General features: G+C 50.2%; 13 protein-coding genes and 1 pseudogene. 4 read left to right on the top strand and 10 right to left on the bottom strand.

What is annotated here, in order from left to right; translation table 11 throughout:
- Window positions 1-89 precede the first annotated feature (89 nt).
- The 4 genes and pseudogenes from F6R98_RS07330 to F6R98_RS07315 all read left to right on the top strand — a co-directional run bounded on the left by F6R98_RS07330 (window position 90) and on the right by F6R98_RS07315 (window position 1,607).
- Complete coding sequence (locus tag F6R98_RS07330) at window positions 90-338, top strand: hypothetical protein (RefSeq protein ID WP_153248449.1); 249 nt, start codon at window positions 90-92, stop codon at window positions 336-338.
- Between the two features lie 66 nt (window positions 339-404).
- Window positions 405-536, top strand: a pseudogene (locus F6R98_RS07325) (IS110 family transposase); the annotation flags it as partial.
- Window positions 537-860 (top strand): hypothetical protein, encoded by a 324-nt coding sequence (locus F6R98_RS07320; RefSeq protein ID WP_153248448.1) that lies wholly within the window; start codon window positions 537-539, stop codon window positions 858-860.
- Between the two features lie 360 nt (window positions 861-1,220).
- Window positions 1,221-1,607, top strand: a complete 387-nt coding sequence (locus F6R98_RS07315; protein WP_153248447.1) for a hypothetical protein — start codon at window positions 1,221-1,223, stop codon at window positions 1,605-1,607.
- A 422-nt stretch (window positions 1,608-2,029) separates the two neighbouring features.
- Here F6R98_RS07315 and fliW read toward each other — a convergent pair whose 3' ends face one another.
- The 10 genes from fliW to F6R98_RS07265 form a co-directional block, all read right to left on the bottom strand.
- Complete coding sequence (gene fliW / locus F6R98_RS07310; protein WP_153248446.1) at window positions 2,030-2,485, bottom strand: flagellar assembly protein FliW; 456 nt, start codon at window positions 2,483-2,485, stop codon at window positions 2,030-2,032.
- A 105-nt stretch (window positions 2,486-2,590) separates the two neighbouring features.
- The gene (gene cheZ / locus F6R98_RS07305; protein WP_228125152.1) at window positions 2,591-3,235 is read right to left on the bottom strand and encodes a protein phosphatase CheZ; all 645 of its coding nucleotides are present in this window, start codon (window positions 3,233-3,235) and stop codon (window positions 2,591-2,593) included.
- Between the two features lies 1 nt (window position 3,236).
- Window positions 3,237-3,635 (bottom strand): chemotaxis response regulator CheY, encoded by a 399-nt coding sequence (gene cheY, locus F6R98_RS07300; protein ID WP_153248445.1) that lies wholly within the window; start codon window positions 3,633-3,635, stop codon window positions 3,237-3,239.
- 33 nt (window positions 3,636-3,668) lie between these two features.
- Window positions 3,669-4,745 carry a protein-glutamate methylesterase/protein-glutamine glutaminase gene (locus F6R98_RS07295; RefSeq protein ID WP_153248444.1) on the bottom strand — a complete coding sequence of 359 codons (1,077 nt, stop codon included), beginning with the start codon at window positions 4,743-4,745 and terminating at the stop codon, window positions 3,669-3,671.
- A 16-nt stretch (window positions 4,746-4,761) separates the two neighbouring features.
- Window positions 4,762-5,346 (bottom strand): chemoreceptor glutamine deamidase CheD, encoded by a 585-nt coding sequence (gene cheD, locus F6R98_RS07290; protein WP_153248443.1) that lies wholly within the window; start codon window positions 5,344-5,346, stop codon window positions 4,762-4,764.
- Window positions 5,347-5,400: 54 nt separating this feature from the next.
- A complete protein-coding gene (locus tag F6R98_RS07285; protein ID WP_228125151.1) occupies window positions 5,401-6,282 on the bottom strand; it encodes a CheR family methyltransferase in 882 nt (293 codons plus the stop codon).
- 30 nt (window positions 6,283-6,312) lie between these two features.
- On the bottom strand, window positions 6,313-6,798 hold the full coding sequence (locus tag F6R98_RS07280; RefSeq protein ID WP_153248442.1) for a chemotaxis protein CheW: 486 nt from the start codon (window positions 6,796-6,798) through the stop codon (window positions 6,313-6,315).
- Between the two features lie 156 nt (window positions 6,799-6,954).
- Window positions 6,955-9,432: a methyl-accepting chemotaxis protein gene (locus tag F6R98_RS22615; RefSeq protein ID WP_194270179.1), complete on the bottom strand. Its 2,478-nt coding sequence runs from the start codon at window positions 9,430-9,432 to the stop codon at window positions 6,955-6,957.
- A gap of 32 nt (window positions 9,433-9,464) precedes the next feature.
- Window positions 9,465-10,010 carry a chemotaxis protein CheW gene (locus F6R98_RS07270; protein WP_153248440.1) on the bottom strand — a complete coding sequence of 182 codons (546 nt, stop codon included), beginning with the start codon at window positions 10,008-10,010 and terminating at the stop codon, window positions 9,465-9,467.
- A 14-nt stretch (window positions 10,011-10,024) separates the two neighbouring features.
- Entirely contained in the window at window positions 10,025-12,532 is a 2,508-nt protein-coding gene (locus tag F6R98_RS07265) for a chemotaxis protein CheW (RefSeq protein ID WP_153248439.1), read from the bottom strand.
- Between the last annotated feature and the right edge of the window lie 26 nt (window positions 12,533-12,558).

Here is a 12,558-nt window from a genome sequence, read left to right as displayed (position 1 = left end):
ACCATGACAAACGCGACAAAACACAAGCGCCCCAAATACAGTCTGGAATTTAAGCAGGATGCCGCGAGGCTGGTCCTTGAAACGCGAGGATGGTCCTTGAAAAAGGCTACAGCCAGCAGCAAGCTGCAGATCATCAGGAAATATCGTTAAGCGCCGTGGGGCGTTGGGTGCGAGCGGAACGAAAGCCTACTGGTGAGAAACCGACCGTGACCCATTCCGGTTTGAATCTGGCGGATCAAGACGAGTTGATTGGTTTGCGCAAGGAAATTGAACAATTACGCATGGAGCGTGAAATCTTAAAAAAGGCCGCAGTCTTCTTTGCGAAAGAAGCCGAATAAAGTACGGGTTTATTCAGGCGCAACAGAAGACGTATCCAGTGACCGTGCTCTGCCGAGTGATGCAGGATAGTGGACAGGCAAAACAAGAATATCGCAGCGGTGGCGCTGGCCAACAAGAATGCCCGCATTGTTTGGGCGCTGCTGGCACACGAAAGCGAATTTCAGCCCGATTATTCCGTGGCGGCAGCCGCTGTGTAAATGAGAGGTAAAACCAAATACTATGCCAACAGCGGGCGGCACAAGCGCTACGACTGGGCAGCTTCCGGGTTACGCAGCAGCAAATCGGCCTTGGGTGCTTGTTTTAAGCGCCTTTGCGCACGTATGGACAAAGCCAGGGCGGTGACAGCGGCGGCACACAAGCAGGCGAGATTGATCTATGCGATGCTGACCAAGGGCGGGGAATATGCCGATCAGCGTCAGGAGAACTATGAAGAACGCTATCGCGAAAGAGCTGTGCGGCAGCTTGCGCAGCGAGCTGAAAAGCTGGGTATGAAGCTGGTTGCTGCCGAACAAAGCGCTTAAAACCACTTTAAAACACCGTTGATTGTCAACAACTTGGCAAGTGTTTCTTAACAGTTACTTTTTTATCTACCCATAGCTGAATGGTAAACCTCATATTGACATGCGCACCAGCGGGAACATACCATGTATACCGGTTATATATTATATACCTATATACATTGGGTAGTTTTGCTGTTGTATAATGCCATTCTAGGCTAGGAGCAACGTCCGGGTAAAGACACAGCCTTGTATCGTCCAGCTTTCAATATATTAAGCGTTCAACATTAAGTCATCGGTAACCCTGTTATTGGAATATCGTATGTTGACAGAGGCTTATTTCTGAAAGACCGTGTTTTATCAATTTATTGAGGAGCAACATGCATGTTTAAACTTTCATTGGTAATCCTTTTTCTTTTGGGCGCCGTCGGCTGCGCTTCCCAGGAAAAACTTAATGCGTTACAGGACAGGGTTCACGCCTTGGAAAACAGGGTGGTTACTGCTGAAGGCAATATCACCAATGTCAGTTCTGATGTTAAAAAGATTGATTCTGATTTGAACGAACATCTGGCTGCTGTTCAACATAATATTCTATCCGTTCAGACAGAAACCCAAAACGAGTTCAGACAGATAAACAGCAGGTTAATATCCATTAACAAAACTACTGATGCCATCAGAAAGAAACTTTATCACCCCGCGAAAGCAAAACGCACCTCAACTACAGCTGTACAGCCGGGTGTGCAATCGCCGCACTCGGTAGAACCACATTAAGTCACAGCACCAAGCTAAATCCCTAAAGCCTCCTGCGTTATAGGAGGCCTCCGGGGTATGTATCGTCTGCCCCCTTATAACCGGGGTAAGCAATGCCCCCTGAAACTGCAAGTACCTTAGTATTTTCAGTTTCATGCATCGCTTCCGCCCGCCCTACCCGTCCGCAATACGGGGTTGGGCCACAGAACATCATTCAAAGCTTAACTGACAGATCCTGTTGCGAAAACGGCTCCCAACACGCGAAAGGGAAACCGCTGGGCTTCCCTTTCCGAGTAGACACTTACATATTTATCTTAAGCGCGGGTTTATATGCCGATACGCGTAATTGACTATGTAATTAACCAAAAAAATGCGCATAAGCTTCCTTTTGCCAAAAACTTTCGCTACACTGGCCGCGGCAACTTATGCTTGCACAGTCGTCCCTATGCGTTAAACCCGAGCACCGGCCTGGTTTCGACAATGGTCAATGTCGGCTCTACAGAAACCAGTACTTTCTGCAAACCCTTAAGAGTTTTGGTGTTGATTATCAATGGCGATTTAATATTGCTATTAACATTTCCAGCTTCATCCTTGAACAATAGAACCAGAACGATTACATCATCAGGTGAGCCGTTCCCCAATGCAGCAACTTCCTCATCCGTCAATTTAAAACTGTAATTAAAACCAAAAGCGCCTGGATCAGCTACGGAAAAATGCAACTCCGGCCGTTCTACGGACTGCAGCAACCAGAAAGCTGCCGAAACAGATTTATCCTCACTTTCTTTATGAAATAGAGTGAAACGTTTGGAGTCTTCGAAACCGGCCAGACCGTTATCGAACGTAATAACGGTAGACGGATCAATCGACAGCTCGCCAAACACAGCAGTTTTAATTTGCATTTTGCCTCTCCTTCAGTTGGTTTATCGTTTACGGATACTTCCACACCATCAACGCTCAGTCACGGATAGCGCCGGCAAATAGCCTAACCGGAACAACTTTACCGTTCAGAACCCCAAACTTTCCAGCAGGTCATCTACCTGCTCCTGATTGGTCACTATATCAGTTTTTCCGCTAGTAGCAACCTGCGGACCGTTCAGCAGGCTATCCCCAGATTCCGATTTCGCAGAAAGTTCCGGGGCAAAATCAACAAGTAGCTTTACCAGCTGGGTTTCCATGTCGTGCGCCAGCTGAGTAATGCGTTTGACGACCTGCCCGGTAAGATCCTGAAAATCCTGAGCAAGCATAATCTCAACCAATTGTTGGCGCGTAAGTTGTGCATCCGCTTGCGTAGCGCTCAAAAATGCTATGGTTTTCTCTGCCAGATCCTTATGCGCCGTATACTGGCTACGTTTGGATAACAGGGCGTTCCACTCTTCCAATAGATCGCCGCTACCGTTAATGATTTGATCCTGCAACGGCGAACACAAATCAGTTGCGTTCAACACGCGTTGCGCGGCCTGCTCGGTCATCTGAATCACATAGCCTAAACGATCCCTGACATCAGGAATCTCCGATGCGACCTTTTCCAGCATGGTGTCATAACCCAATATACGCAGGTTATCATGTAAATCGCGAGTGATCCGCCCTATACGCATCAGCATCTCGTCGTTGCTGATGTTTTCCTGGATTTCTGAGACTTGAGTTTCCAAGTTACCCACCCTTCCCCATCTTCTCAAGAATCTTGTTCAGCTTTTCGTCCAGGGTAGCCGCACTAAATGGCTTGACCACATAACCGTTCGCTCCGGCCTGTGCGGCGGCAATTATATTTTCCTTTTTTGCCTCGGCCGTAACCATCAACACCGGAATTTTGCAGAGTGCAGCGTCAGCCCGAATGGCCTTCAACAATTCCAGGCCGTCCATAACCGGCATATTCCAGTCTGAAACTACAAAGTCAAAACCACCGCCTTGGAGCTTGGAGAACGCTGCTTGACCGTTTTCAGCCTCTTCAACATTCAGGTAACCCAGCTCCTTGAGCAGACTGCGCACGATGCGCCGCATGGTAGAAAAATCATCGACAACAAGGAATCTTAGATTCGGATCTGCGGCCATTACTACTCCATAATTTTCCGGATGCCGTAAAATTTATACACGCAATGCAGGGTTGCCATGCGTCACCAGATAATTCAGTACCTGCTCGGGAAGTTCGTCCAGAGATACGACCTCATCTACACCGCCCTGTAGCACGGCTTCTCTAGGCATCCCGTAAACGACACAGCTTGCTTCATCCTGCGCGAAATTGTAAGCGCCTGCGTTCTTCATCGCCAACATACCAAGCGCACCGTCCTTCCCCATACCTGTCATGATCACGCCTACGGCGTTTTTTCCGGCATTTTCAGCAGCGGAATAAAATAAGGCATCGACAGAAGGGCGATGACGGTTAATCGGCGGGCCGGAGTCAAGTTTTGTCACATAATTCGCACCGCTGCGCGCCAGCAGCAGATGAGAGTGACCGGGCGCGATAAACACATGTCCCGGCAGAATGCGTTCGCCGTCTTCGGCTTCTTTAACCACTACCTTGCATAAGCCATTCAAACGCTTGGCAAAAGACTGAGTAAAACCTTCCGGCATATGCTGGGCAATCAATATGCCCGGACAATCCAGGGGCATCTGCAATAAAAAGGATTTAATGGCTTCCGTACCGCCGGTTGAGGCGCCCAGAATGATCAGCTTTTCACTGCTGTTGTATTGACCTCGCGATGCGACGGGAGCTGTCAGCACATTCTTTTGGTCCTGGCTTTCCACATGCCTGCGCACAATGCGGGCATTAGCCACCACTCTGATCTTTTCCGCGATCAGGTCCGTATATTCCAACATGCCGGACTGTATGCCTATCTTGGGCTTGGTAACAAAATCTACCGCACCAAGTTCCAGCGCGCGCAGTGTGATCTCGGAGCCGCGCTCCGTCAGTGAAGACACCATAAGCACCGGCATCGGGCGTAAGCGCATCAGTTTTTCCAGAAAATCGAGACCGTCCATTTTCGGCATTTCGACATCCAGGGTCAACACATCAGGGTTGGTCTGTTTTATCAAATCTCTTGCCACCAACGGATCCGGCGCCACCGCCACCACTTCCATGTCGGGCTGAGAGTTAATAATCTCCTTCATGATACTGCGTATCAGCGCAGAATCATCAATAACTAGCACTTTGATTTTTTTCATCTAGCCGCTTTCCCGATCAAAACAAATCAATGTCTCCGGCATGCTGGTCTTTTTGTTTAAATGTGCCCGCATAATCCTTCTCTATGTTGACGATAGATGGAACGATAGTAGCGAGGCGTTTAACCAGAACACGTCCCGTTTGTGGAAAAAAATATACCTTGCGAGCACAGCTATCCATCAAATCCTCGGAAAGAACGCGAATACCTTCATTGCTAAGATAGTCTTTCACAAAAATCGCATTCCTCTCTCCGACATTAAGAGTAGAAAAGTTTTGCAGCACATTGCCACCGCCAAAAATTTTCGCTTCGAGGTTACCCCTGACAGCCCCCATTTTCATCAACTGATTGATCAGCAATTCCATGGCATATGCGCCATAGCGTGCAGATTCGGAAATCGGATTATGAACGTCGCCGGAATCCGGGAGCATAAAATGATTCATGCCGCCGATACCGGCAACACGATCCCGTATGCAAGCCGAAACGCAGGAACCCAAGACGGTGCCAATTAATATGTTTTTATCGCTGACGTAGTATTGCCCAGGCAATATTTTCACCGCATCACAACCGTGAGTCCGGTCGAAATAAAGCGTATTAGCCAGCATGAACCGACACTTTGCTTACTATGGATCGCATGTTCGTCGTAAGTTGGCAAAACGTCATTTTTTTGGTTCCGCTGACTTGAGCTCGTATACGGTTTTACCCCGCAAGCTGAATGCATCGGTCAACTGCACAAAGCTCTCGGAATGTCCGGCAAATAACAGCGCATGCGGCGCCATTAGCGGCACAAAACGATCCAGAATTTTTTTCTGTGTTATTTTATCAAAATATATCATTACATTGCGGCAAAATATCGCATCGAGAGGTCCGCGAACCGGCCAGACATTATCCAAAAGATTCAACTGACGGAAAGTAATCATGTCTATCAATTCCTGACGCACTTTTACCATTCCTTCGTTACCCCCCTTTCCTTTCAGAAAGAAACGCTTGGCCTGCACCGGCGACATTTTTTCGATACGGTCGATACTATACACGCCTCGCTGCGCTGTTTCCAATACGCGAGTATCGATATCGGTCGCCACAATTTGTACCGGCGGTCTGTAACTGTCGAATAACTCAACCATGCTCATGGCCATGGAATAGGGTTCTTCTCCGGTAGAGGCTGCAGAACACCATAAACTGATTTGTTTTCCCCTGCCCAGCTTTTTTACATGATCGGCAAGTATCGGAAAATGATGAGGCTCACGGAAAAAAGAGGTCAGATTGGTCGTCAATGCATTAATAAACGACTGCCATTCATCTTCATGCGAGAGCAGGTAAGCCAGATACTCGGAAAATGTACTCATGGCCAGCGCTCTTAATCGGCGCCCCAAACGACCATACACCAGACTCTGCTTACTATCCGACAGTGAAATACCGGCTCTTTCGTAGATCAGCTTTTTTATCTCTCCGAAATCCCGTGCATTGAATTCAAATTCACGCTCGAATCCATCGGGGCCACTCATATCAAGCGGGCTGATAATCGATTGATTATACTTCATTTTTTCGGTAAGCGCCGGTTTATTCGCCTATCAAACCGCTACCCTTGAAGCTTCGTGCAGCACATCGATTTCCTCCTTGGACATCAGGCGATCCATATCGAGAATCAACAACATTTGTTCACCGATGTTACCCACACCAACCAGATATTCGGTATGAATTTCAGAGCCGAAATCAGGTGGAGGACTGATTTGATCACGCGTCAATGTAACAACATCCGAAACACTGTCGACAACAATCCCGGCCACCTTACCCAGAATATTGAGTATGATCACCACGGTAAACTGATCGTAAGGCGCTTCAGGAAGGTTAAACTTCAGTCGCATGTCAAATACCGGCACAATTGCGCCACGCAAGTTAATCACGCCTTTAATAAACGCCGGTGTATTCGGAATCGGCGTTACATTCTGGTAATCGCGGATTTCCTGTACCTTCAGTATATCGACTCCATACTTTTCATTACCCAGCATGAATGCCAGAAACTCCTGTCTGTCTACCTGTACTTTCTGGATATCCATGAATTACTCTCAAAATGACACTGTGACCTGAACCGGTGGTGTTAAGCATCTGCGACGAACGGGGCAAGGATTATTACCAAGAGTTTGCAATTTGTACTACGCACTCCTCTAAACGAACTGTATTGCACACTCTATCGGTCAGCTTAATCGTTTTTGTCAAAACTCCTGCCAATCGTCATCTTTTCCGCTCGTGGGGGCAGGTGTATTACTACTCGACAACGAAGGCTTCAATGCCCGCGGAGGAATACTTCTTTTTGCTGCGGAAACAACCGCCGGAGGCGACGCGGTTTTTATGGGTTGTTTTGCTGAGTAAGCCGTTTTGTGAAGCTGCGGGGCCAACTGCAGATCTCCGCCGGACGGCGAAACCAGCTTGAACACAGTCAACATATCGTGCAATTCCCGTGACTGTTCCTCCAATGACTCGGCAGCAGCGGCAGCTTCTTCAACAAGTGCGGCATTCTGTTGCGTTACTTCGTCCATCTGGGTAATCGCCAGGTTCACCTGATCGATACCCGAACTTTGTTCGGCCGAAGCAGCCGAAATTTCCGACATAATATCGGTTACGCGCCGTACTGAAGTCACAATTTCCTTCATGGTGCGTCCGGCATCTTCTACTTGCCGATTTCCATTTTCAACTTTTTCAACAGAATCGGAAATCAATTGTTTAATTTCTTTTGCGGCGGCGGCGGAACGCTGCGCCAAGTTACGTACCTCGCTGGCTACGACAGCAAAACCGCGTCCTTGTTCACCGGCACGCGCCGCTTCAACTGCCGCGTTCAGAGCCAGGATATTGGTCTGGAAGGCAATGCCGTCGATGACGCTGATAATATCAACCACTTTGCGCGAACTCTCCTGAATCGAGTTCATGGTATTGACAACTTCACTAACGACTTCTCCGCCCTTGATGGCAACCGAGGATGCAGCTTCCGCCAACTGGTTGGCTTGCCGCGCATTTTCGGCATTCTGCTTAACGGTAGAAGCCAACTGCTCCATGCTCGACGCCGTTTCTTCAAGACTGGCCGCCTGTTCTTCGGTTCGCTGCGAGAGATCGACGTTACCTGCGGCAATTTCCGATGCAGCGGATTTAATCGTATCGGCTGTCAATCTGACGCTACGCAGGATTTTGGATAACTGCATGACCGTTTCATTATTGTCGCGCAGCATATCGGAAAATACGCCGACATCGGCGCCTTCGTCGGCCATTTCGCGTGTCAGATCGCCTTCAGCCAAAGCGTGCAACGATACCGCAAACTCGTGCAGCCAGGCCTCGGTAGTCGCAAGCAACTCGTTAACGCCGTCACCGAGTTTTTTCATAACCGGACCGTATATCTTCAAATCGACAACACGCTGAGTAAAGTCGCCTTGGGTAGCTGCATGTACTACGCGTTCGAAACCGTCCTGCATCACATGTTCGAATTGCGCGTGCTCGGTATTATCGATCCACTCCACACAGGCGCCCAAACGTTCGCCCTTGTCGGTAAACAGCGGCGACACGGTTAACTTGAACTTACGCCCGCCCACTTCTATCGCACTTTTAACCGGGTCGTTGATAGACGCCAGCATTTGCCTGACGCGCTCCGGCCCCTTGTGAAAAATATCGGCATTGCTGCCTACCAATCTGGAAACATTAAACGCGGGGACATCCTTACGTATTTCCGCCTCGTGCGGGGTAAACCACGTTATGAAGCTCTTATTGACAAACTGAATTTTATTATCGCGATCGGCTATCATGACATAGGAATTGACGCGATCCAGCGTTTTAAGCGCCATTAACGCAAGTCCTGCGTTCTCGGAACCGCTTCCCGAAGATTCGCGCATACGCTGCCGCAGCCTGATCAAACTGTCAAATATTGTCGCAAACTGTCCGTCCGGACGGCTAATCAGGGCGTCGCTATCGAAATTGCCGCCAGCCATCTCTCGCAGCAGCGTTTCAAACTGGGCCAGCGGACGTGAAACGCGGCGAGACCAGCGCAACGCAAACAGAATAATCGCCGCTATGGTAATAACCAGCACCGCACAAATCAGCGTGATAGCCCGGCTTGCCTGGGCCTGGGTAGCGGCATAGCCGGTTTTGGCGAATGTCAGCTCCTGATCGATCAGACGATCGATGTCCTGCCTGAGAACTTCATACAGCGGACGCACTCGCGTCAGTATGATGCGTTTAACCTCTTCCGGCGCGCCATTTTGCAAGGCAGTCAAGGCGGGACGTATTGCATCGCGCACAAAAGCCGCATGATCTTCATTGAATGTCGCGGCAAACGCCTTTTCCGAATCGCTCAACTCTGAGCTGGCAAAAGCATCTTTCAAGCGGGTTATTTCGCCAAGATTTTTTTCGATTTCCTGCGCATTAAAAGCTACGACGCTGGGATCCAGGCGAAAAGTTACGTTGGCGCCGTTGGTAAGAATTTCCAGACTGGTAAGTGAAATCGGATCCTGCACGGATATCCGGTTCTGCAACAATAATTGCTTTATTTCCTGGAGGCGTTGCAACGGAGCCGAACGGTTCTGATACAGAGTATCCAATCCCTTCGAAGTGGCAGTAATGCCATAGAGTCCGGATGCTCCCAATACAAAAGCAAGAACGATGAATAAGCCCGCAAATGTAGTCGCGCTTGACTTGGTAGAAGAACTCATGGACATGCTTCCCGCTTAATTATAGTTATAGACTAGACTGGTGTGGGGACTTCGTTGTAGCTATCGGTAAGCGCCATTTCCTCGCTTGTCATCAGACGGCCTATATCAAGCAGTATCAACATGCGATCATCTACCGCTCCAAGACCTATAATGTATTGCGTATTGATGCTGGAGCCAAAATCCGGAGCGGCGCGTACCTGCTCAGGCATTAGCGTTGTGACGTCGGAAACGCTATCCACCACCACACCGCTGATACGTTCATCCAGATTCAGGATAATCACGACGGTTAATTGATCATAGGTCGGCGTCCCTAGCTGAAACTTGATGCGCAAATCGACAATAGGCACTATCACGCCGCGCAGGTTGATGACGCCCTTGACAAACTCCGGCGCATTAGGAATGCGCGTAACGCTTTCGTAGCCGCGTATTTCCTGCACTTTTAGGATATTGACCCCGTACTCCTCCCCCCCTACCATGAACGCAAGATATTCCATGCGCGTACCTGCTTCGCCGGCATAGCGTTCCCCGACACCCCAGACCGACGCTTGTGTAGCAGTATTGGCAGCAATTTCCGTCATAATCCGGCAAACTCTCAATGCATGGTTATGGAACGTTCATAGTTCCGCGTCATTTGTCCCCCGACGTGCAACAGTGATGCAATGTCCAAAATCAGGGAAACGCTTCCGTCGCCGAGAATAGTAGCACCTGAAATACCACGCGTCTTGCGATAATTCGATTCGAGGTTCTTTACCACTACCTGTTGTTGGCCGACCAGTCCATCGACAAACAAGGCGACTTTTTTTCCGTCTGCTTCCAGAACCACGGCAATACCTTCGGACAGCGAGTTGCACTGCGGCTGTATGCTGAACAGCTCGTGTAAAAATACCAGCGGTAAAAATTCGTCGCGCACGCGCAATACCTGCCCCTGGCCGCTGACATCGCGAATATTGTCGGCGCTGGGCTTCAACGACTCGACCACGGAGGCCAATGGAAGAATATATACTTCGTCGCCGCTGCGTATCGACATGCCTTCCAGTATCGCCAGCGTAAGCGGCAGCGATATGACGATAGTTGTTCCCTGGCCGCGTTGCGAACGTATCTCGACGCTTCCACCCATGGACAGGATGTTACGTTTTACCACATCCATGCCGACCCCCCGACCGGAGACGTCGGTTACGACCTCAGCGGTTGAAAAACCGGGTGCGAATATCAATTGCCATACATCTTCGTCGCGCATGTCGTCGCTTACCGGCAATCCGCTTTCTCGCGCTTTTTTCAGGATGCGATCGCGGCTCAACCCCGCGCCGTCATCCACGACTTCAACCACAATATTTCCACTGACGTGCGCCGCCGACAAGGTAAGCCGTCCGGTCTCGGGTTTACCCGCCGCAATACGTATAACCGGCACCTCTATGCCATGGTCGATGCTGTTGCGAACCAGATGGGTCAACGGGTCGACAATACGCTCGATCAAACCCTTGTCCAGCTCGGTGGCGCCGCCCTTGGAAATCAGTTCAACTTTTTTACCCAGTTTGCTGGCCAAATCCCTTACCATGCGGGGGAAGCGTGAAAACACAAAATCCATCGGCATCATGCGAATCGACATGACGGCTTCCTGAAGGTCCCGCGTATTGCGCGCCAGCGTCGCCAGGCTGTTGGCCATACGTTCATGCACGGTTTGATCCAGTCCGGTCGCATGCTGGGCTATCATGGCCTGGGTGATAACCAGCTCGCCAACAAGATTGATAAGCTGATCGACCTTATCCAGATTGACACGTATCGACGAAGATTCGAGATTACCGCCACCGCCGGAAGCGCCTGCACGCGCAGGCGCCTCTTTGGCCGGTGCAGCAGCAGGTTTCGCGGCAGCGACCGCCGATTTTTCTTTTTCTTTGCTTTTGGCCGGCGCTGCAGCGGAAACCGGTTCCGGCGACGCGGCGGCTGGCGGCTCGAAAAACTCGATATCGGCAACAGGCGCTTTCGTGACGGCCGGTTGGGGCGCGGGTTTAACCGGTACAAACAGCCCGAAGCCATCATCTTCTTCAGCCACTACCGCCTTGCTGACGGCTGACTTCGCAGCCGGATTTTCGTCCAAGGAAACGGTCACCTGTCCAATATCGTCGACAGCAAAAGAACAGATCGCCAATACATCGTCCCTGGGCTCGGTTGTTTCCAAACGCAAAACGCCATGCCCGTCGGCTTGCGGTTCACGTTGAACGCTGCCCAGCATACCCAGTTCATTTATCAAGCCATCGAGATCCTGCTCCGGCATCTTCGGCAACTTAATAAGAAATTTTTGAGCACCTGCTACAGATGCATTATTTCGCTCATCCTTATTGTTAGCAGATGATACTGCGGCGTGGGCAGCAGGGTTTTTCGCATCGATATCCCCCGCACCGGTTGATGACGCATCAGTGATTCTCAGCTGATCCGGGTCCAGAACAAATGCGCAGATGGCAAGTAAATCGTCAAGCTTTTCGTCGGTATCGAGCATGAATACCGCGCGACCATCAAGCAAGGCGTCGCGAGTAATGCTCCCCATCAAGCCCAATTCTTCGCCCAGCGACTTCACATCAACTTCCGGGGTCTCCGGCAACTCGATTCGAAACCGGTGCTTGTGCTGGTTTGAAGCAGTGGATTTTCCGTCTACTTCCTGATGGGGAGCATCGTCCTGGACGGCAAAAGAAGCAGTCGGCGCCATATCCACGATATCGTGAGTCGACAGCGCACGCAACAGCATCAGCACATCGGCGGCGGCCTCCTGATCGACGGGCTGCTTATGGCGATGTCCGTCCAACTGCATGCGCAGTATATCCTTGGCCTGCAAAAAGGCGTCGACATGCTCTGCAGTCAGCACCATGTCGCCCTTGCGTATTTTATCCAGCAAGGACTCCATGACATGCGTGACTTCCGCCATGTCTTTCAAACCGAAGGTCGCGGCACCACCCTTGATCGAGTGAGCAGTGCGAAAAATGGCATTGCATTCTTCCGTGTCGGGAGACGCGACGTTGATAGACAGCAACAGGCTCTCCATATCCGCCAGCAGTTCTTCGGATTCGTCGAAAAAAACCTGGAAAAACTGATTGACATCTATCGACACGCCGTCGTCCCCTTTTTCATGCCGGT

The sequence above is a fragment of the Candidatus Methylospira mobilis genome, assembly GCF_009498235.1.
In the GTDB taxonomy this organism is placed as follows: domain Bacteria; phylum Pseudomonadota; class Gammaproteobacteria; order Methylococcales; family Methylococcaceae; genus Methylospira; species Methylospira mobilis.
The sequence above is the reverse complement of the archived record's forward strand: the minus strand, read 5'-3'. Positions and strand labels throughout refer to the sequence as shown.